The organism is Chryseobacterium sp. RU33C (assembly GCF_900156015.1).
Classification (GTDB): Bacteria; Bacteroidota; Bacteroidia; order Flavobacteriales; family Weeksellaceae; genus Chryseobacterium; species Chryseobacterium candidae.
In genome coordinates, this window is the sequence record NZ_FTMT01000007.1 from 124679 (window position 1) to 147177 (window position 22499).

Below are 22499 nucleotides of genomic sequence, written 5' to 3' on the forward strand. Positions count from 1 at the left end.
CAATAACAACAAGCTATGGACGGCAATTACTACATGATTCATGACTATCTGATATTCATCGGAGTTTTTGCAATTTTTCTTTTCCTGACAATAAGCATTTATCTTTTCAGCCAGAATCAGAAGCTGAAACAGAGAAATACCAAATTGTCAGAAACCAATAAGCTTATTGAACAGCGTCTGAATGAAGTTCGTCTGGAACATATCGGGACAAAGCTGAATCCGCATCTGTTTAAGAATATTCTCAATTCGGTGCAGTCTCATGCCTATCAGACCTATATGTCACTGGATAAGCTGGCGAATGTGCTGGACTATATTTTATACGAAAGCAACAATAAGTATGTAAGTCCGAAAGAAGAGCTTAATTTTGCTTTAAGCCTTATTGAGATTAATAAAATCAAGATCAATCCCCTTTTTGATTTCAGGATCAAATCCAGGATCAATAAATCTGATGCTTTATACGAAGAAAAGGTATTTGCTCCGCTGATTTCTGTGGATCTTATTGAAAATGCCTTCAAACATACGGATTTCCTGGCCCAGGATTCTTTTATTTCTATTTATATGGAACTTGAAGGTGGAATTTTCACCATGAAAGTCAGTAATAAAGCTTCCCTGAAAAACATTCTGGAAAAAGAAAAAAGCGGTTTTGGAAGCCAGTCTTTTGATCAGAGGCTCAAAATGATCTACAGTACTTATTATCAGCTTGAAAGAAGCTCAAAAAACGGAATCTTTACGGCGGAATTAAAAATTAATTTAGGAGAGTTCTATGATAAAATGCGTTATTCTGGATGATGAATTACTGGCCATCAGTTATTTAAAGCTTCTATGCGAACAGATTGACAATGTAGAAGTGGTAAAAGCATTCAATGATCCTAAAGTTTTCCTGAACGAAATAGACAACCTCGACTGCAACTTGTGTATTCTGGATATTGAAATGCCCGGAATGACAGGCCTTCAGGTAGCTGAGATCATTTCAGGTTCCAAAAAAATCATTTTTACAACGGCTTACAAAGAATACGCAGCTGAAGCTTTTGATCTGAATGTGGTGGATTATGTACGAAAACCCATCAAAAAAGAACGGCTGGTTCAGGCATTTGAGAAAGCTAAGGAACTGGTAAAAGAAAGCCCTAAAAAAACTTTTATCGAGTGGAATACCAATATCGGGAAAACCGTCATATTCACCGAGCAGATTTCTTATATCAAAACCTCTGAAATCGACAGCCGGGATAAAGATATTATGCTTATAGACGGAACTACCATCGTTTTAAAAAACCTGAATTTTAAAAATCTTCTGGAAATGCTTCCTGCAAAAGATTTTGCACAGGTCAACAAAAAAGAGATCATTGCACGCTCTTCCGTTAAAGTATTTTCCACCACCGAAATTATTACGACCATTCCTACCGAAGACCATACTTTTCTAAAACTTCAGATTGGAGATGCCTATAAAAATTCCCTGATGGAGCTGTTCGGAAAATAGGACTATTTCAAATATTTCCGGTTTCACCACATAACTTCCAGCCTGTACTGCAACTCTCTTTTCAATACAGAATCCGTTTGCTTTTGTTCAAAACCCATTGATATGATGAAAGCCAGGCTTTAGCTCAAAACATCAAACCAGCTTTCCATTAGATTTTTATTACATTTTTCAGAGCATTCATTACATTTAAAAAAAAAGAGTATTTACCATAACTATATTCTTATCAACTTTGCATAAAATATTGGAATCATGAATTTGGGAAAATACAAAAATCTAATTTTCTATATTACAACCATAGCCGTTTTTTCTGCACTGATGTATTATTTCATCATCGAAGGACAGACATTGGAAGTAAAAGAAAATATCGTTGCTAAAACCAGCAGCGGCTCAACGTGGGAAAATTTTCTGGAATCATTTAAAACCAATCTTCACCATCCGCTTGCTTTATTATTGGCCCAAATCGTCACCATTATTATAACGGCAAGGCTTTTCGGATGGATTTGTATGAAAATAAAACAACCCACCGTAATCGGAGAAATGATTGCAGGTATTGTGCTTGGGCCATCTCTTGTCGGAATGTATTTTCCAGAATTTTCAACATTTCTTTTCCCAAAAGAATCATTGGGGAATCTGCAGTTTCTGAGTCATATAGGTCTTATTCTTTTTATGTATATCGTAGGAATGGAGCTGGATCTGAGTGTATTAAGAAAAAAAGCTCATGATGCCGTGGTCATCAGCCATGCGAGTATTATTATTCCTTTTGCTTTGGGAATTGGGCTTTCTTATTTTGTGTATCAGGAATTTGCACCGGATGGCATCCAGTTTACCTCTTTTGCCTTATTCATAGCGATCTCGATGAGTATTACAGCATTTCCGGTACTGGCGAGAATCGTACAGGAGAGAAACCTTCAGAAAACCAAACTCGGAACGATTGTGATTACCTGTGCTGCTGCCGATGATATTACAGCATGGTGTATTCTTGCGGCCGTAATTGCTATTGTAAAAGCAGGCTCTTTCACAAGTTCAATCTATGTGATTATCATGGCAATCACCTATGTATTTTTAATGATTAAAATTGTCAGACCATTCCTGAAAAGAATCGGAGACCTTCAGGCAGGAAAAAATACGATCAGCAAACCCATGGTTGCTATCTTTTTCCTGACCCTGATCCTGTCTGCATACGCCACTGAGGTAATTGGTATCCACGCCTTATTTGGAGCTTTTATGGCCGGAGCTATTATGCCGGAAAATACAAAGTTCCGCACCCTTTTTATTGATAAGGTTGAAGATGTGGCTTTAGTACTTCTGCTTCCATTATTCTTTGTATTTACAGGACTTCGTACCCAGATCGGCCTGCTTAACGACAGCCATCTGTGGATGACGGCCGGATTTATTATTATGACCGCAGTTCTCGGAAAGTTTGCAGGAAGTGCCCTCACCGCCAGATTTGTAGGTATAAACTGGAAAGAAAGCTTAACGATAGGAGCTCTGATGAATACAAGAGGTCTTATGGAACTTATTGTCCTGAATATCGGATACGACCTTGGTGTTTTAAGCCCCGAAATATTTGCAATGCTTGTAATTATGGCACTTTTTACAACCTTCATGACAGGGCCTGCACTGGACTTCATTAATTTTATTTTTAAATCTAAAAAAGATCCGGACGAATCTATGCAGAGTAACGATTCTAAGTACCGCGTTCTTCTCTCTTTTGATAAACCGGAATCCGGAAGTACTTTGTTGAAACTTGCACACAACTTTACCCATAAAATGAATGGCAATAAGAGCATCACTGCCATGAATATTGCTCCGGTAGATGAAATGCATGCCTATGACATCAATGAGTATGAAGAATCCCAGTTCCAGAAAGTGATTGAAACCTCTCATGACCTTAATCTGGAGGTTACAACATTCTTTAAAGCATCTACCGATATTGAAAGTGACCTTGCCAATATTACCAATAAAGGCCATTATGATCTCCTGCTGATCATGCTTGGAAAATCAATGTATGAAGGAAGTTTATTAGGAAGATTATTAGGCTTTACAACCAAAATTATTAATCCTGAAAAGCTTCTGAATACGGTAAAAGGCAAAGGAAATATCTTCAACAATTCTCCTTTTGACGATTTTACCCTTCAGATTCTCGATAAAACCAATATTCCTGTAGGTGTTCTGGTGGAAAAAGATTTTAAAGCAGCCGACAAAGTATTTGTTCCGATCTTTAATCTGAGTGATTTCTACCTTCTTGAATATGCTAAAAGACTGATCAATAACAATAATTCTCAGATTATCATCCTTGATGCTGCAGGACAGATCCGAAATAATATTGAAGTGAAAGAACTGATCAGAAGTATTGAACAGGTTGCTCCTAATCATATCACCCTGTACAATGAGAAAAAAATTGAGAAAGAATTCCTGAATTCTCAGGACCTGATGCTCATCAGCAGCAAAAGCTGGAAAAATCTGATCGATACAAAGAGCCTATGGCTGTCTGATATTCCATCCACATTAATAATATCAAATCCATAACACATAACACACACCGATATTTCTATTTCTATTGAAGCTGTAAATATTATTCGTGGTCTGTAAAGAAAAACCGGGTATATTTATAGCTTCAATTTTTTGGGTCATGCTGATTAAATGCCACCCATTAAAAAAAAAAAAACACCTTACCCAAGCTGTACATTCACATTCCCTTGGGGAAATTTAAGGTCGGTCTACGATCCTGAAAGTGCAAGCAGCCTGATGGGAATCAACTTTAATGAAGAGGAAAAAACAAATACAAAATAACTTATAACCAAAGAATAAGATAATACTATGTGCCGATATGCCATGATGGTTTACAAAGGACATTATGCCTGTTTCAACTGCCAGAAAACATTCAAACGCCGCCACCTGAAAGATGTGGACCGGGATGTTCAGACCTCTGTGGAAGCCAAGTGTCCGGAATGTGGGAATCTGATGGCTAATATGGGACTTGACTTTAAGTCGCCGCCCAAAAATGATGACAAGCAATGGGCTCACATCCGGGATTTGTATACGGTTGGAATCACTTTTCATTCCTGTGGATGCTCGGGACCGGGATATATTCCCCAGGACCGGAAGGCTATTATTGATTACCTTGAAAAAGTTCGTTCAGAATATATGAAATCCCTGGTATTCTGGAGATACCGGATAGAGCCTGAAAATAAAAAAGAACGCGAACTGGACTATCAAAAAAACAGCTCACACCTATGGGCCGTCAACCGTAATGCTTTCAAAGAAACGGTGACCAATCAGGAAGGAATTAACTATTGGCTTAAAAGAATCACTGAACTGGAAGAAAGGCTGAATATTATCAAAGCTGATAAACCATAACGCTACTCTAATTTGCAAGCTTCAGAAGCTTTTTGAAACTCTCTGTTAAGTTTTTCTCCTGTTCATACGGATAATCAGCACTGATATTAAATCCACGTCCTGTAGTATTGGTGATCATAATGATGTTTCCATTTTCAAAATAATTCCGGGTCATTATTACTTTTGATTTTTTCAAGTCAAATGCTTCCATGTCATTATTTTCTTTCATTGCTTTAATGTCATAGAAAAGCGGTCGGTTATACCTATACTCTTTCTCGAAAACAAAAGAAAGCTGTCCGTTCATAAGATAATATTCTATCAGCATTTGTCCCATTTCTCCATAATGTCTGGCTATAACTTTTTCCAGCCCTTTATCTGTATAATAAAATGTGGCCTCCCCGCCTTCTGCAGATTCTCCTTCAATATCCTTCTTTTTGACAGAAGTCCATTTTGTCACGGAATTGATACTTTTAAAATTAGCCTGGATAGGTTTTATCCTGTTTTTTAAACTCTTGCTGCCCGTAGTATCTTTGTCAATCAATGTTTCACCCATCTTTACAGTATCCTGTGCTTTAGTGGTGAAAAAAACAGGCACTTGACCTCCGGACTTCTGAGCATATGCAGAACTCAAACTGATCCATATTATGAAAAATCCATGCAAGAATCTATTCTTCATATTTTCTTTTTTATAGCTTTAAAATTAATAATAACTTTTGGTTGTATTGTATATCATGAAACCACAAAAGTCACAAGAGTTTTTTTGGCTTGCTTTAAACTGTTTTTAAAAGTACATAAGTTTTAAAATATAGCTGCTTAGATTCCTACGGAATGACATAATTGGAGTGATAGTTTTACCCATACAGTTTGTCATTCCGTAGAATCAAGCCACATTAAACCAACACGAAAAGCATCAACAAAAACTCCAATACTGACCAGCATCACAACTGAAGACGTAAAAATTCCCATCCTCCGGAGGCATGCGAAAATTCAAAGAATTTTTGACGGGGTTGTTTTCTGTACGACATCAATCTCATGTCGTAATTCTACGACAATTTTTAAAATTTAATTCCAAAAATTAATTTAAAATAGAGTTTTTTAATAGCTTTATCTGATAATTCACTTTGGATGGAAATTGATTTCTTACAATATCAGGTACGAAACGGAGACACGCTTACCTCCATTGCTTCCCGGCTGGGTATGACCAGTGAGGAGCTTAAGCTGTTTCATAATTCCCATTGCCCGAAAATGGATAAAGTCTGGTTTGAAAACCTTAATGACGTTAAAAGAATCTATGTTCCAACTGATTTCAAAACCGAAACGCAAAAAGAACAGAAAAGGAAAGACATCCTTCCTGCTCAGCTATCAGATGCTTTTTTTGCTAAAACATATACTGTTCAGGAAACGTTTGAATCTACTTTTCAATCTCCGGTAAGCATTCATTATACTATTCAGCTTGATCTTCAGAAAAACAAAAATACAGATCAGTATGTCGTTAGTTACATTCAAAAAGACTTTAAATCCGGAGGAAATGAACCTGATGATAAGGTAAGCGGCCTTTCTATAGCCTGCATGAAAAGTATTATGCCGCTTGAATTTATCCTAGATGAACAAGGCAGGATAAAAGGATTGACAGATCATAAAAAAATCACTGACACTTTTACCAGGCAGCGTAAAGAGCTTGAAGCGTTTTATATAGGCGAAATCGCTCAAAATTATATGGATTCTTTTGAAAGGAGTATCAGCAATGAAGCGTTTTTATTACGACAATTTCAGAGTACGCTTCTGTTTCAGGCCCTGTTTCCCCAAACAGACTGGTTCCGGAGAAAGATAAAGTGGACAGAACATTTTTATTTTATACAGAACTCATTTCCGGTAGCCTGTGAAATCAATACTGAACAGAAAAATGAAGAAGAAGACTCTGTTTTGACTATTTTAAACGGAAAAATCACCGAAAAATGCACTTCACAGGAGATCATGCGCGGGATCAGACTCAAAGAATCAGCAGCAATACCAGCTTCAGGAAATATTGTATTAGAATACACCACTCACACTAAAAATAAGAATCTTCTTCAGGCTAAAGCCTCAGTTTTACTCAGCCATGAAGAGGTATTGATACACCAACATCACATCATTATAACACAAGGATAATATGAAAAATTATGTCATACAAAAAGGCGATACTTTCAGTTCACTGGCCCGGCAGCTTAAGCTGAAAAATGAAGGTATTTTAAAAACTTACCATAATCTCCACTGTCCGCCGGAAGACATCATGGAGGAACCTGTTCCGGGAAAAACGATTTTGATTCCGGAAGATCCACAGCTCATGACTGAGGAAACAGAACCTCAAAATATAACAGCATCTTCTCAGGAGGAATCTACAGAAAATGTAGGTTCTGATGAAGGAAATTCAACGGAAGAAACTCCACAAAATGAAGAGCAGTCATCCGGAAAAACGGAACAACAAAGTGATAAAGAAGACAGTGGTTCCAGTCCTCATGAAGGAAAATATTTCATTGTGCAGAAAGGAACCGTGCAATGCAATCAGGGGTTCAAATTTCCAAAATTTAAAGTGACCAGCCACCAGAAACACTACTGGAATGATGAAGAAGGAAACGCTGATTATCTGGCCGTAACAGAGGATGATCTTCAGCTCGATCCTGCGGCACAGCCGTTTGGACAATGCAAACTAAAGCCAAGTTCGGGAGGATATCTTCCGTGTGCTTATGCTCCTGCAGGAAAGTGGCAGAAGACGTATGAAAAAGTAAAAGTGATGGGAAAAAGCTGTCTTACGGAAATCTCAGAACTGATGTGCAGCACGGGCGGGAAAATTACCATCCTCAAGCACGGACAGCAAAGCGAAATCGGTAAAAGCCAGGTTGCCAAAGCAAATACGCAGGAACAGCAGGTTTATAATCCCGTTGTGGATTTTGATGAATTCAAGGAAGATACAAAAGGTACAGACGAACTTTATTACAGCTAAGCCATGACAGGAACTATTATCGGGAATCAGAATCCTCTGGTAGGAACAACTTATACCTACGAAATAAAACCTTCAGGACTTTCATTTGGTCTTAAAGGTGATTATGAATGGCATCTTCTTAAAAAACAGAAAAACGGAAGCTGGAAAGATATCACCGGAAACCCCAAAACCGGTGAAAAGGTAACGTACAACTTTGGAGAAATAGCGCTGGGAATAGAATTTCAAATGAAAGTCTATGAGATTAAAAAAGGTCTTTTACCCGGCCTTCCTTCTACCAAGGAACTGGCTGGCAGCTGTATATTAATTCCTACCAGCAACAAAGTTCCGAAGATTGATAAAGTAGTGCTTTTCAACAGAGGAGCAAAAGACATCAATAAAGCCAGCTATCGTGATACTCTTATTGCCCAGGCTCATTGCATAGCGATGTTTAATAAAGAAATTGAATTTCACCTTTGGGAAGATGACGCTCCTGGAAAAGGCCACGATGCCGGTATTAACAAAAACAACCGTCACACCCGCAGCTATAAGGCTCGCGTCAATGAAAAAGGGATTGCAGAAGTGTCAATACCTCTGATGTCTGATGAAAAAATCCTTCGTCAGATGGTCAATCAGTTTCTGATGAAAGGTGACAGGAATGAAGGCGCGAATCATGAGTATTATGTTACAGCCACTTATTCAGGGCAAATCCAGGGAGCCAGCCAGGTGAATGTAGCTGTAGCCAACCCTGATTATAAAGGGCAGCCTCAAAACCAGCCAAAACCCAAGCCACAACCTGAAAAACACACGCCAAAATTCCCGGCCGGACAAGGAGGTGGTCCCAAACAGCCGGATCCTAAAGGCAATATTATAGAAGCGGTTTTCATTGATGATACAGGAAAAGAACTTTCCAAAGTCGCTGTAGGTGATAAAGTAAGGGTAAGAATCCACTCCAAAAATATGGTGGGAAAACACATCCAATATGTAGTCTGGGAATATGATACCACTTCCAATGATGAAGTTTACAGAAGTGGAAATATTAAAATTCCTGCTGATGTATGTGATACTTCAGGATTTATCATTACCAAAGATATTTTCGGAAAAGGAATAGACTCCCCTATCGGCGATCCGGATTCCGATACACAAAACTATTTTATAGAAATTATCTCCAAAGATCTTTCTGCGGAATCTCAGAAATTTGGGGTAAATTCGGAAGGACTGATGAAGGTGGAGAAGGTGAAAAGTGCGGCGGGGGTGCAGAAACAGCCGAAAACAGACAAAGGATGCGGTGGCAAATATTGTATTGATAAAAACTCCCCTCCTAGCGAGCTAATTAGAGAAATTAATATTCGCTTAGCTGGTTTTGGAGGAAATGTACCTACAGATAAATTTACAGACAGAACTGAAAAAATGGTTAAGCAGTTTCAGAGAGATTATATGAAGGTGACAGAAACTGGAAAAATTTGTGGTAATGTTTTGAGAGCCATTGATGAATTCTCTAAAAATTTTGAAATTAGTACAATATTATGGAATCAATTAAAATGCTCGTGCAGTACAAAAGGAAAAATGGCAACTAGTAAGCTTCGCCGTATTAAGGAAGTAAATAATTGTTCAGGCTTTGGAGATGGTACAGGTAAGAATACATATAAAGGAAATATTAAAGATGAAGCATATAATATGTATGAATACCCTGGTATACATAGGAGTCTATTATTTGGTTTTAAGGCGTTACAATTTTATTTTAGTAAACAAAACACTTATAAAATAGATTCTTTTTCTTCAGGATATAGATGTAGATTTAAAGATTATGTAACTACAAATCATCAAGGAAAAGCAATTGATATACAATTTAGTAAAGGAAATTGGGAGATAAGAGGTCCACAAAAGAAAAATCTAGTAGAGTTAAGAAATATGAGAGATACTATTTTTATTAAATATTTAGGAGCTCAAAAAGAATGGCCTAATCCAAATGTATTTTCCATAGAACCTATTGATTTATTATACGATAGTAAAGGTAATCCTAGGTATGATCATACTTTTAGTTGGATACATATGGATGTTAGAGAATTTGATTCAATTTATTTAGAAAATAAATATTTTTGTAAAAATTCTACTAATCTAAATGGCAAAAATATTGTTCAATTAGCAGTCGAATTAGGCTATACAAATACATGCAATTGTTTTGACTCATATCAAACCCAACAAAATCAACCAGCTAAATCATTAAATGACACTAATTGTGAAGATAGGTTTAGCAAAGTTGCTCCAATAATTCTAAGACATGAAGGTGGATATGTTAATCATGCAGCAGACAAAGGTGGACCAACAAATAAAGGAATAACTTTAGCTACATGGAAACAGTATGCAAAGGAAGATCTTGATATTGATAACCCAACACTAGAAAAACTAAAAAAAATAACTAATGAACAAGCAACTATAATTTACAGAAAAAGATACTGGGAACCCAAAAAATTCTGTGAAATTAATGATGAAAGAGTCAGTCTAATGATTTACGATTGGACAATAACTTCTGGAGGAGCTGCTAAACAAGTACAAAAACTTCTAGTTAATGAGTTTGGAAAAGATATAGAGATTGATGGCGGTATTGGTTCCCAAACTATAAAAGCTATAAATAATGTTGAAAACCAAGATAAATTACTTAATAGATTAGCTGAAATAAGAAAACAATATTATACTAATCTTACATATACAGATGGAAAGAAAAATGACCAAGATGTTTTCTTGGAAGGTTGGCATAATAGAGTTGATGATTGTTTAAAATTTAAACCATAAAAAAATATGAGATTTTTGATTATAATACTAATGTTTCTTTTTAGTTGTAAAGAAAATAATACGAAAGCCATTAATGGTGATAAAATAAATTTAAAAGATTCAATAATAAAAATATCTGATAAAAATTTCATTGATATATCAGGGAAATGGAAATATGTTAAAAAGGATCAAAATTCAACTGTCCCTGAAGAAATGTTTACATTAAATATAATTCAGACCGATAATAATATAAAAGCTCAATATTGTGCAATTGCAAATAGTGGTGGGAAAATAGATTGTGAAAATGACCTAGAATATAATGTTAAAGGAACTGTAAATAGAGGAAAAATTATTGTTGATTTTTATAGTTTTTTCAGTAGTCAAAATGATAAGGGAAAAGCAGAAATTATCATTAATAATGACGGTACCTTAAAATGGAAAATTATTAAGTCTCCACAAGGACTATTTTATAGTCCTGATGAATGTATATTGCAAAGAGAAAGTAAGATAGAAAACACTCAGAAAAACTCAGCATCAAAACAACTGCTACCATTTGATTATAAAGATATTGGGACTAAAATCCAATTAGAGGCAAAATCTGAAAAAAATATTGAGATATTATTTAAACAAAAATATCAGTTAGGTATAGATGCTATGGCCAAACTTCCATCGAACGGTAACTATGACTTATATATCATAAGCAATATTAGTGGAGATAGTGAATTAATGTATCTAATTACAACAAAAAACGGCAAATTAATAGATGGCTTGGAAATAAGTAATAGCAATGGAGATAGCGAAGAAGTTAAGGTATTTTCTATCAATGAAAACTATGAAGTTTCTATTTATTCCGAAAAAAACAGCACTAAAAAATTAACAGAATTGTATTATTTAAATGATAAGGGAATTTTCAATAAAAAAAACTAATTAGAATAATTCTGAATGCAAATGATGAAAAACTTTTTAATCCATTTAATATTATCATCTTTCGTCTTTTGGAGTTGTAAAGAAAAGAACAAGAAGGAGTCAGAAAATGCAAAAAAAGAACAAAACTCAACTTTGATTGAGGAGCAGTTTCAGCAATTTTTCTTTATTTACAGATATTAAATTTTAAGTAATTACTCAAGCATATGAATAAATTACTTTTATTAGTAATTATCCTATTATCCATGATTGGATGTAAAAAGGATCCACAAAAAACAATACTGAAAACACCATTAGCCCAACAAAACCAAAGCATTTCAAATTCTCAAAAGACAAACGTAGAAAATAATAAATCTTTTGTGATTAGCTGTGGTTCGGGTTGCGCAATGACTTATACTGCTGAAAATATTCTACAAAATGATGCTAATTCAATAAAAGTTAAGTTCAAAGTTGAGATGTATACTGAAGAACAGTTATCCGATACCTACTATGAAACTTATTTTTTTTCATATAATAAAAATAAAGAAATTGAAAAAATAAGTATTGAAGGAAAAAATGAAAATGTTCTAAGTAATCTTATGCCCGATGCACAAGACTCTTTTAGAGAGTTTGCTGCTGAAATTATCCGAAATAAGAATTTTGATCATTCACAAAAAGAGGCAAATAATGCACTTAATAACAAAAAATATAATATCTGTGCACTACCTTTTGATTTTGATAATTATTATTCTACTTGTAATGAAAATGAGGGTGAGTGTCAAAGTAGGTATCCATCATACCAATATTCTGAATATAAAAGTATTTTAGAATCATATGGTATTAAGGATGCTCCAAGTAGTTTTTTCTTACTTCCAAAAATCAATAATTTTCAACCAATAATCCTCGCTTATACAGATTCGGACATTGAAGGTTATTATTTAAAAGTGGTTGAAAAAAATAAATTAATTTCTTCTTTACAGATAGCTAAATTTGACGAACAAACAGTTGAAGATTTTCTAATCACCAAAGATTTTGAAGTTGAATTATATACAAGGAAAGATGCAACTGAAAAAAGAATCTTAAAAAAGAAATATAAAATACAAAAAGATGGTTTTATAAGATAGTTCTTCTATCGATTACATTTAAAAATAAACCTTCAGCTATATAATGAAAAGCTTTTTAATTTTACTATTGCTCATATTTCTATCATACTCATGTGAACAGAAGAGAGAAGAAAAAAAAGACAGCCCTAATAATCAAATTTAATTTTTGCTATTAACTATGAATAAATCTATTTACATTTTTTCGTTCATTCTAATTTTCACAACTCTTAGCATTTGTTGTAAGGATAACACTTCCATTAAAGAAAAAAAATTAGATTTTTTTTGGGGTGATAAAAAAATTTCAGACAAAAAATATTTTGAATCTCTGGCAAGTTCGCAAGGATATTCTATTTTAAAAAATCAAAATTTGTTATATGAAAAAAATATTCAGAACACGCAACTAACTAAAAGTAAATAATTATCTATGGTATTAAGCAGAAGTGTGGCTAATGAAAAAGATTACAAATTTGTATTATATACTTTAGTAAATAAAGAAAAAATAGATTCTATTCAATTTTATAGAAAAGTTAATAATGTAAGATATAAGTCTGATCGTTATACTTGCTTATCATACTTAGATTTAAAAAACAAAAAAATATGGCAAATTACCTATTTTTCTTCTAACAAATCTTTTGACATAATATCTTATTCGACAAGCAAAATTAATAAAAATGGTACCATAACTAAATTTGATTCAATTCCTTATTTAGATGAAGCATTAGAAACAGAATTAAATAATAATAAAGTTTACTACTAATTATAATTATAAATCTAAATAACAATGATAAAACCCTTTTTAATTCTATTATCATTTATATTCTTTTCTTGTTCAGGCAAGCAAGAAGAGAAAATAATGGAAACAGAAATAATTGAAAGTTATTTTACCAATCAAAAATTCAAAAATACTAAGGAAAATTTTGATAAAATAAATATGGATTTACTTGGAATTAGACCTGATAAACTTCAAGATGGATATAATAATATTTTAATTTTCAATGAAGCTACCAATTACCAAATATCTAAAGAAGGAAAGTATATTAAAATAGGCAATGATATTCTACCTGATTTAGATAATGTTAGAGCAAGCATAAATAGTAATCAAAAATATCCTTATTTTGAGGAATTATTAACTTTGAATAAAATTATTTATCAGAATGATTTAACATCGATTTTAAGTGTAGCAACTAAAAATCCTGATCTTGCAACTGATTTAGTAGTCTTATTTAATTATGAAAAAAATGAAGCCCTTTTTAACTCTGCGGTTAAAAATATTGAAAACTGGGATGATATTGAACAAAGTTCCAGGCTATCATTTGTATTTTATAATAACAATACGAATTCATTTAAAATTAGAGAAAAACTATTAGAAAGTTTAAAATCCAAAGATTCTTTTCTGTATGCACTAACAACTTATCTTGCTGATAATAAAGATAGTATTGTAAAAACAAATGGTATTGAACATTCTTTAATAGAAAAGGCTATTGCTTATCTTTTACAACTTGGCTTTACGGGTAAGGAAAATGTTGATATCCAATCTGACAAATCATACTTATTATTAAATAATGTCTATATTTCTCACCCAGAACTAAAGAAATCTTTTCAAAAAAATAATTATTATGGTTATACTTCCCTTGAAAAATACTCAAAAGACTATGGTCTTCTTCAGGAAGATAATCAAGAAAAAAAATATTCAACAATAGTAGATCCAGACGGTTTTACTAATCTAAGAAAAGATAAAAATACAACAGCACAAATTCTTCAAAAGATTAAAACCGGTGAACAAGTTGAAGTTTTAGACCAAAACGGAGATTGGTGGTTAGTGGTTTCTAAAGAAGGTAAAAAGGGATATGTTCATAAAAGCAGGATAAAATCTGAATAAATAACTTAATCAAATTATGAAACCTTTTTCAACTTTATTCTCTATTATATTTTTCCTGTGCTCCTGCAAAGGTCAAAAAAAGGGAGATGATGATACTAACTTTCTAGATGCAAAATTCCAAGCAACTGGTTTTTTCATTCCAGACATCTCCAATCCTTACCCAACATACACCTATTCAGATAAAAAAATAGGTGTTTTCAGCGTAGACTTTATTGGAAAAACAGATGAAACTCAATATTTTTGGAATCCTAATAATTCGAGAGGTTATTTTTCAAAATCCGCGAACCTCGAAAATGATGCCCAAAATTCAAAAGCGATAAAAAATCTTATTAAAGAAAATGATTATTATGTAGTTGCCTCGTATTTACCTGTTAAATTCATCACTTATACAGGAGGGGAAGATGGAGAATTTGAACCAAAACAAAATGCAAAAACAACATTTTATTTATATGAAAAGAATAAATGGAAACAAATAGGAGAAATAGAAACTGTGAAAACTCCAGAAGATCTTTTAGCTTTTGAAACCAATCTTATTCAGAAAGAGCTTTTTAAAAAACTTAAAAACAATTCATCAACTTATGATGGTACTCATTCTATTTCAGTAGAAACAGAAGCAACCACAACAGGTATGGCTTCTATTTCATATAAATTTGACATAAAAAAAAATAACGTAATCTTATCACTAAATACATATAAAGAGTCCAACCTTTGTGAAGGTAAATATATAGGGATCGAAAAAGGCAATCAATTAGAAATCTATTATAGTGGTGATCAATTAAATTGTGTAAGTATTGATCCAAAATTTCTAATTAAAAAAGATAAAACTCAATTTTACATAAAAGGAATAGGAGGAGAAGCTACTAATAATGAGTGGATAATGATGCAATAAGCCCTGATGACACAATCAAAGAAACCAAATGATGAAAAACATTTTTTTAGCTCTTTTGTATTCATTTGTACTTTCTTGCACTGGACAAGAAAGTAAACTTAAATTGCAGAATATCAAAGAAATAAACTCATTAAAAGACAAACCTTATAACATTACAAATGAAGGAGACGGCACAAAATCAAACTATGATGACCTGTCTCCTGAATTTATCAACAAAGCGAAAAAAGTATTAGAGCAAAGAAAATTTCAATTTCCTGATGAAAATACCTTTAATCAAAAAATTTTGGATATATTTTCTTTCAATTTGAAAGATTATAAAAATTCCATAATTGCTTTACGTCCGGCAATGTTTCCAGAGGTAGCTATTAAAGAAAATAAATTTATTTTCATTCAGGACGCTGGTGCTGCCGAACCAGAGTTTATAAATCCTGACTTGTTGTATCATTTTAATTCTTATATATTTTATAATACTCCCGTATCTTATGTTTGGCTGCAAACAAACAATTCCAATCTTTTATACGATTTAGTTGTTTACTATGGATACAATAAGGATAAAAAGCTTGTAGAATCAGTATTTAAAAAATTCGATTTTAATAGTCTTTCCGATATGGAGCAGTTAATTTTTATAGATTCTGGCGGGTATAAAAAATTGAAAAAACAATATCTTATTTATTTGAGAGAGAATTAAGACTTGGAATACAAGGTGATATTGAAAACTATTTAAATAAAAATCCAACATATAAATCAAATCTGGAAAAAAATAAATTTTATGATTTACCTACTTTAAAAGACTATGTGAAATACATTTACCCAAAAGAAAGTAATACCAATTTTATCATTCAGGATAGTGATGGTTTTACCAACCTAAGAAAGGAGAAAAACTCTTCTTCCCAAATCCTGCAAAAAATCAACACAGGTGAACAAGTAGAAGTTTTAGACCAAAACGGAGATTGGTGGTTAGTGGTTTCTAAAGAAGGTAAAAAGGGATATGTTCACAAAAGCAGGATAAAATCTGAATAAATAACTTAATTAAATAATGAAAAACTTTTTAATTTCACTATCGCTCATATTTCTATCATACTCATGTGAGCAGAAAAAAGAGCAAAAAAGCATAACTGCAATAAATAAGACAGAATTAAACAAAACTGACTCCTTAATTTCTCATAATGAAAATGAGTCATCAACAGTAGTAACATATAATAATTTTAAAAAAAATAATATTGATTTCTGGAAAGGAGAATATTATTTTGAAGCATCAAATAGAGACGAAGCAAAAACTGTTTTTAACATTACAATAAATTCTCTTGAAGATATTTCTATAGATGTTACTGAAGAAGGAACAACAAATAAATATTCTAAATTAAGTGCTGAAGAAGTTAATCATCAAAAAATTAAAATAAAGTATGATGACTCTTCTGATGAGATGGGAATTATTTACATTGAAAAATCAGATGACAATTACTTTATTTCAGGAAATCCAATATACTTTATAAACCCCGGAAATAATGAGATGCCTTTACAGAAATTGAAATAATAGGATGCTAGAACTGATGCAGCAATGTAAAAGCCTAAAAACCATCCTCAAAAAACCAATTCCCCCCATCTATATACAATTTCGAAAAGAAATTTCGTTTCATTTAAAAAATATTTTTACCTTTGCTCTGTGATTTTTAACAACGGAACATATTATTATAGAATTTTTACCTCAGCTCTGGGATAGGGATTCTTATGAATATAATTTAAAACCTCGTCCTAGGGACGAGGTTTTTTTATTTTAAAAATGTAAAAAGATGAAAATAAGTATTATTGGAGTGGGATTAATCGGAGGTTCGATGGCTTTGAAATTAAGAGAAAAAAAACTGGCCAGCTTCATCTACGGAATCGATAACAATACACAGCATATCAGTGACGCATTGGAAATTAAAATCATTGATGCAGGAGTAGATCTTGAACATGGAATTAAAAATTCGGATCTGATTATTCTTGCTATTCCTGTAGATGCTGCACGAAAACTATTGCCTTCTGTTTTGGATCTTGTGTCTGACCAGCAGACCGTAATGGATGCAGGCTCTACCAAAGCAGGAATTGTAAATGCTGTGAAAGACCATCCGAAGCGTTCAAGATTTGTAGCGTTTCACCCGATGTGGGGAACGGAAAACAACGGTCCGAAATCCGCTATTGCAGAAAGTTTCTCGGGAAAAGCAGGTGTCATCTGCAACAAAGAAGAATCAGCTGATGATGCTCTGGCTACCGTTGAAAAAGTAGTCCATGCTCTGGATATGCACATGATTTATATGAATGCAGAAGATCATGATGTTCATACCGCTTATATTTCCCATATCTCCCATATTACATCTTACGCCCTTGCCAATACCGTATTGGAAAAAGAACGTGAAGAAGAAACGATTTTTCAGCTTGCCAGTTCCGGTTTTTCAAGTACTGTTCGTCTTGCCAAGTCGCATCCGGAAATGTGGGTTCCTATCTTTAAACAAAACAAAGAAAATGTACTGGACGTTCTGAACGAACATATCACTCAGCTCAGAAAATTCAAATCTGCGCTTGAAAAAGAAAACTATGAATATCTGGAAGAGTTGATTTCCAACGCCAACAGAATCAGAGGAATTTTAAGATAAAAATTCTTATACAATACTAAAAGCCCGACGGTTTTTACTTTTATTTTATTAAGAAACCCTTAGTCATAGTAGCTAAGGGTTTTATATTTTGAAATAAAATGATTTCTATTAACATTCCGGAACGTTGACTGCAATGGCCAGTCCGCCTTCTGAAGTTTCTTTAAAACGGTCACTCATAGACTGAGCGGTTTCCCACATCGTCAGAATCACCTCATCCAATGTTACTTTTGCTTTGGCAGGATCACTTTCCAATGCAATATTAGCAGCAGTAATCGCTTTCATAGCGCCCATCGTATTTCTTTCAATACATGGTATTTGTACAAGTCCTTTAATTGGGTCGCAGGTTAATCCAAGGTGATGCTCCATCGCAATTTCTGCCGCCATCAATACCTGTCCTACACTTCCTCCTAAGATTTCTGTAAGTCCGGCTGCTGCCATTGCAGAAGATACTCCGATTTCCGCCTGACATCCTCCCATTGCTGCAGAAATAGTCGCATTTTTCTTGAATAATGTCCCGATTTCTCCTGCTACCAGCAAGAATCTTATAATATCTTCCTCACTCGTAAATGGTGTAAATGCCTGAGAATACATCAATACCGCAGGAATAACTCCACTCGCTCCATTGGTAGGTGCGGTAATAATTCTTCCGAAACTTGCATTCTCTTCGTTCACTGCCAGTGCAAAACAGGCAATCCATTTGTTGATATTGGTAAAGTTCTCTTCAGCATCTACCACCTGCTGGAACCACTCATCTTTATTTTTATAAATTTTGTCTCCCAGCAGTTTTCTGTTGATTCCTGCTGCTCTTCGGGAAACATTCAGTCCGCCCGGAAGGATTCCTTCCTTATTGACGCCTTTGTAAATACATTCTTTGATCTGCTGCCAGATATAAAGCGCTTCCTGCCTCGTTTCCTCCTGACTTCTCCAGCTTTCTTCATTCATGAAAATCAAATCTGACATTTTATCAAATCCCAGCTTTTCACAGTATTTTGCAATATCTGAAGCTTTATGACAAGGATACAGCGTACGTACACACTGCTTCTGAATAGAGTTTTTTTCCTGGCTGGCAATGAAACCGCCTCCTACAGAATAAAAATCCTGCACAAGTTCAGTTCCGTCTTCGAAAACAGCTCTGAAGATCATTCCGTTCGGATGAAAATCAAGGCTCTTTTTCATGTTTAAAATCAAATGATGCCCGTAGATAAACGGAATTATCTTCTCACCACCAAGATTAATGGTTTGAGTACTCTTGATGTAATCTATCTTTTCATCAATTTTTGAAGTATTGATGGTTTTAAAATCTTCCCCATTCAACCCAAGCATTCCTGCAATATCAGTTCCGTGCCCAATCCCCGTTTTTGCGAGTGAGCCAAAAAATTCAAGAAAAACCTCTTTAACTTCTTCTATTGATCTTTCTCTTTTTATAATCCTGATAAATGCAGCTGCTGCATTCCAAGGTCCCATTGTATGCGAACTGGATGGGCCTATTCCTACTTTAATAATTTCAAAAACCGATATTGATTCCATAAATGATTCGTCATTTTCCTCAAAAACAAAGATACATGATAAATCCCAAAATCAATCTTCAAATTCTTATTGAAATCAATATCTGACCGGAATATAAAAGCTATTGCAGGCATTCCTCATGCTGAGAAAGATCAAGTCCTTTATTTTCGGACTCTTCGGAAACTCTTAATGTGATCATTGAATCAGTAAGTTTATATAAAATTAATGAACCTAAAAAAGTAAAAACAGATACCAAAACAAGGGCTGCCATATGATGAAGAAAAACATCAACTCCGCCATGAAGCAGACTAGCTTTTTCACCATGTGCAAAGATAGCGGTAAGGATCATTCCCATAATTCCTCCTACTCCATGGCAGGCAAAAACATCCAGGGTATCATCTACTTTCTTTAAAACCTTCCAGTTCACCATCAGGTTAGAAACAATCGCAGTAATAAACCCGATAAAAAGGCTTTCCCGGATGCTTACAAAACCACATCCCGGAGTAATAGCAACAAGTCCCACTACAGCTCCGATACAGGCTCCTAAAGCCGATACACTTCTCCCATTGATTCTGTCGAAAAAGATCCAAGTCATCATTGCTGAAGCAGAAGCAATGGTAGTTGTTCCAAATGCTGTAGCCGCAGAAGCAGAAGCACTTAAAGCAGATCCTGCATTGAAACCAAACCATCCAAACCACAACATTCCAGTTCCCAGAAGTACATACGGAATATTGGAAGGCTCATGGTGAGGGTTCTTCCGGTTTCCTACCACCAAAGCGCCGGCAAGCGCAGCAAAACCGGCACTCATATGCACCACGGTTCCCCCTGCAAAGTCTTTCACCCTAAAATATTTGTTTAAAAGACCATCAGGATGCCATACCATATGACAAAGCGGTGTATAAATAAACAGGCTGAAAAGAACAATGAATAATAAATAAGATATAAAACGAACTCTTTCCGCAAAAGATCCGGTAATAATAGCCGGAGTGATAACCGCAAATTTCATCTGAAACAGGGCAAAAAGAATAAAAGGAATTGTGGGAGCCATCAGTTTATGAGGAAGATTTCCTACTCCACTAAAAAAGGGGTAACTGAGCGGATTTCCAATGATACCGTAATGCTTTCCGGCAATTGTAATCCCGATAGATTCACCGAAGGATAGAGAAAACCCTACAACCACCCAAACCATGGAGATAACGCCTAAAGCAATAAAGCTCTGCAGCATGGTAGAAATTACATTTTTTCTCCCGACCATTCCTCCGTAAAAAAAGGAAAGCCCGGGAGTCATCAACAGGACAAGACCCGCAGCCGCCAGAATCCAGGCAACATCAGCACCTACAATTTTATCTTCACTTAAAAATTCTCCTGTATCAGGAATATCCGCAGCCGGATTCCAGAACAAGCCGCCTATGGCAACGATTGCAATAACACAGAATGAGATGATCCATTTTAATCCTATTTTCATGAAATTTATATTTAACCCTATCAAATTTAAACATAAATTCTATAAAAATCATGTTTTTAAACCAAACACCCCTAAAAAAAATATTCAACTAGTGGTTTTTTCTATTTTTTATGAAAACACTTCTTTCAGTATTTTGGAAACTTCTTTAGATTTGGTGGCCGGAAAAAGATGTGTCCCTCCTTTCACCACATAATTCGGATTGGAATAGCGGATGGGGAAAACAATGTCTTTATCACCTAATATCTGAATGACATTGGGATTCTCCTCAAATTTCCATTCAGAAACCTTTTCTACGGACCATTTCAGATAATAAGGATCTCTTACTTTAAAATATTGAAGGAGTTTAGGATTTTTAGGATCAAAAAGCTTTCGGATTACGGCATATACATTAGCAGCTTTGTCGTTGAACAAGCTTACAGGAAGAATTCTTGGAATTTTGGTAACTTCACCCGTCCTGATGAATCTGGATTTTTCCCTGTCGGATTTTATACTTCCCAGGATCACCACTTTTTCTGCAGGTTTCAGTTGATTGATCTCCTGAACAATAATTCCTCCGAAAGAATAGCCCAGCAGGCAGAAAGGCTCGGAATCATCTATTTTTTCCGCCATTCTTTTAACATAAGCACCGAAAGGCTCATTTTTTTCAGGAATAAGCCAGTCTATAAAAATCAATTCACAATGTTTGGGAAACTCTATTCTTTCAAGGACCTTGAAGTCTGCTCCCAGACCGCTTACGATATAAATTTTCATAGCACTAATTTATAAAAAATACGGAAACAAAAGAATGTACTCCTTAGATTTAACAGCGAGGCTATTTAAACTTTTATAATCATTATTTTAACAACAAAAAGCACAAAAGTTTAAACAACTTTGGCATTAAAAAAGAGCAATTCTCATGAACTGCTCTTCTGTATTAATAAATATATCTTATTTTTTCTTTTTCGGAACCCTGTTCTCGTTATCCAGCATTTCTGTAGTAACTTTGAATTGGATATCCATTTCGTTCTTAATGAAATAATCTTTCAATGAAGACTGATAGAATACTTTAAAGTCTCTTCTGTTCAGAGAAAACTTTGCAGACTCAATAGAAGTTGTGAACTGAGTAACGTATACATTGGCAGGGAAAGAAATTGTTTTTCTCACTCCTTTAAGGGTAAGGTCACCGTACACTGTAGAGTTGTATTCACTGTTTGCTAATGGAATAATTTTAGTCAAATGGAATTTTGCAACAGGAAATTTTTTCACTTCAAAGAAGTTTGAGCTTTTCAGATCATTAGTAAGCTTGATCTGATCTTCATCAGACACATCGCCCGCCATCAGACTTCTCATATCTATTACAAACTCTCCATCTACCAGAACCGTATGGTCAAAGTTGAATTTTCCGCTTTTCAGTTTTACTGTTCCTGAATGGGATGTTTCTTCGGTTTTCACCACTTTATACCCCCACCATCTGATCTCTGATGAAGTCACTTTTGACACTTTATCAAATTTCTTCTGGGCAGAAACAAACGACATGCTTGCGCACACCATAGCAAACAATAGTAATCTTTTCATTCTTTTTTATTTACAATTCAACAAAA

21 protein-coding genes are annotated in these 22499 nt (G+C 34.3%); 16 read left to right on the forward strand and 5 right to left on the reverse strand.

What is annotated here, in order from left to right:
* Positions 1-15: 15 nt before the first annotated feature.
* The 4 genes from BW946_RS08385 (at position 16) to BW946_RS08400 (ending at position 4834) form a co-directional block, all read left to right on the forward strand.
* Complete coding sequence (locus BW946_RS08385) at positions 16-789, forward strand: histidine kinase (protein ID WP_083688815.1); 774 nt, start codon at positions 16-18, stop codon at positions 787-789.
* Positions 764-1474 carry a LytR/AlgR family response regulator transcription factor gene (locus BW946_RS08390; protein ID WP_076595741.1) on the forward strand — a complete coding sequence of 237 codons (711 nt, stop codon included), beginning with the start codon at positions 764-766 and terminating at the stop codon, positions 1472-1474. The genes BW946_RS08385 and BW946_RS08390 overlap by 26 nt, the downstream gene beginning before the upstream one ends.
* A 249-nt stretch (positions 1475-1723) precedes the next feature.
* Positions 1724-4003, forward strand: a complete 2280-nt coding sequence (locus tag BW946_RS08395; protein WP_076595742.1) for a cation:proton antiporter — start codon at positions 1724-1726, stop codon at positions 4001-4003.
* Between the two features lie 306 nt (positions 4004-4309).
* Positions 4310-4834: a hypothetical protein gene (locus BW946_RS08400; protein ID WP_317043149.1), complete on the forward strand. Its 525-nt coding sequence runs from the start codon at positions 4310-4312 to the stop codon at positions 4832-4834.
* A gap of 7 nt (positions 4835-4841) precedes the next feature.
* On the opposite strand, the gene BW946_RS08405 is transcribed toward BW946_RS08400, so the two are convergent.
* Positions 4842-5489, reverse strand: a complete 648-nt coding sequence (locus tag BW946_RS08405; protein WP_076595744.1) for a hypothetical protein — start codon at positions 5487-5489, stop codon at positions 4842-4844.
* 449 nt (positions 5490-5938) lie between these two features.
* On the opposite strand from BW946_RS08405, the gene BW946_RS08410 reads away from it, so the two are divergent.
* The 12 genes from BW946_RS08410 to BW946_RS08470 all read left to right on the forward strand — a co-directional run bounded on the left by BW946_RS08410 (position 5939) and on the right by BW946_RS08470 (position 17948).
* On the forward strand, positions 5939-6961 hold the full coding sequence (locus BW946_RS08410; protein WP_076595745.1) for a LysM peptidoglycan-binding domain-containing protein: 1023 nt from the start codon (positions 5939-5941) through the stop codon (positions 6959-6961).
* Between the two features lies 1 nt (position 6962).
* On the forward strand, positions 6963-7793 hold the full coding sequence (locus BW946_RS21375) for a DUF4280 and LysM peptidoglycan-binding domain-containing protein (RefSeq protein WP_076595746.1): 831 nt from the start codon (positions 6963-6965) through the stop codon (positions 7791-7793).
* Positions 7794-8018: 225 nt separating this feature from the next.
* Positions 8019-10562 (forward strand): glycosyl hydrolase 108 family protein, encoded by a 2544-nt coding sequence (locus tag BW946_RS21055; RefSeq protein ID WP_083688821.1) that lies wholly within the window; start codon positions 8019-8021, stop codon positions 10560-10562.
* 6 nt (positions 10563-10568) lie between these two features.
* Positions 10569-11468: a hypothetical protein gene (locus BW946_RS08425; RefSeq protein ID WP_076595747.1), complete on the forward strand. Its 900-nt coding sequence runs from the start codon at positions 10569-10571 to the stop codon at positions 11466-11468.
* Positions 11469-11671: 203 nt separating this feature from the next.
* The gene (locus BW946_RS08430) at positions 11672-12568 is read left to right on the forward strand and encodes a hypothetical protein (RefSeq protein ID WP_076595748.1); all 897 of its coding nucleotides are present in this window, start codon (positions 11672-11674) and stop codon (positions 12566-12568) included.
* 403 nt (positions 12569-12971) lie between these two features.
* Positions 12972-13304: a hypothetical protein gene (locus BW946_RS08440; protein ID WP_076595750.1), complete on the forward strand. Its 333-nt coding sequence runs from the start codon at positions 12972-12974 to the stop codon at positions 13302-13304.
* A gap of 96 nt (positions 13305-13400) precedes the next feature.
* Positions 13401-14426, forward strand: coding sequence for an SH3 domain-containing protein (locus tag BW946_RS08445; RefSeq protein WP_076595751.1), 1026 nt, complete (start codon positions 13401-13403; stop codon positions 14424-14426).
* 16 nt (positions 14427-14442) lie between these two features.
* Positions 14443-15315 carry a hypothetical protein gene (locus BW946_RS08450; protein WP_076595752.1) on the forward strand — a complete coding sequence of 291 codons (873 nt, stop codon included), beginning with the start codon at positions 14443-14445 and terminating at the stop codon, positions 15313-15315.
* Between the two features lie 28 nt (positions 15316-15343).
* Positions 15344-16003, forward strand: a complete 660-nt coding sequence (locus tag BW946_RS08455; protein WP_139325986.1) for a hypothetical protein — start codon at positions 15344-15346, stop codon at positions 16001-16003.
* Between the two features lie 107 nt (positions 16004-16110).
* Positions 16111-16335 (forward strand): SH3 domain-containing protein, encoded by a 225-nt coding sequence (locus BW946_RS21380; RefSeq protein WP_076595754.1) that lies wholly within the window; start codon positions 16111-16113, stop codon positions 16333-16335.
* 16 nt (positions 16336-16351) lie between these two features.
* Positions 16352-16849, forward strand: a complete 498-nt coding sequence (locus BW946_RS08465) for a hypothetical protein (protein WP_076595755.1) — start codon at positions 16352-16354, stop codon at positions 16847-16849.
* A 256-nt stretch (positions 16850-17105) separates the two neighbouring features.
* Positions 17106-17948 carry a prephenate dehydrogenase gene (locus BW946_RS08470; RefSeq protein ID WP_076595756.1) on the forward strand — a complete coding sequence of 281 codons (843 nt, stop codon included), beginning with the start codon at positions 17106-17108 and terminating at the stop codon, positions 17946-17948.
* A gap of 108 nt (positions 17949-18056) precedes the next feature.
* Here BW946_RS08470 and BW946_RS08475 read toward each other — a convergent pair whose 3' ends face one another.
* The 4 genes from BW946_RS08475 to BW946_RS08490 form a co-directional block, all read right to left on the reverse strand.
* Positions 18057-19475 carry an L-serine ammonia-lyase gene (locus BW946_RS08475; RefSeq protein ID WP_076595757.1) on the reverse strand — a complete coding sequence of 473 codons (1419 nt, stop codon included), beginning with the start codon at positions 19473-19475 and terminating at the stop codon, positions 18057-18059.
* 100 nt (positions 19476-19575) lie between these two features.
* The gene (locus tag BW946_RS08480) at positions 19576-20919 is read right to left on the reverse strand and encodes an ammonium transporter (RefSeq protein ID WP_076595758.1); all 1344 of its coding nucleotides are present in this window, start codon (positions 20917-20919) and stop codon (positions 19576-19578) included.
* A 108-nt stretch (positions 20920-21027) separates the two neighbouring features.
* Positions 21028-21669, reverse strand: coding sequence for an alpha/beta hydrolase (locus tag BW946_RS08485; RefSeq protein WP_076595759.1), 642 nt, complete (start codon positions 21667-21669; stop codon positions 21028-21030).
* Between the two features lie 177 nt (positions 21670-21846).
* Positions 21847-22473 (reverse strand): YceI family protein, encoded by a 627-nt coding sequence (locus BW946_RS08490; RefSeq protein ID WP_076595760.1) that lies wholly within the window; start codon positions 22471-22473, stop codon positions 21847-21849.
* Positions 22474-22499: the final 26 nt, after the last annotated feature.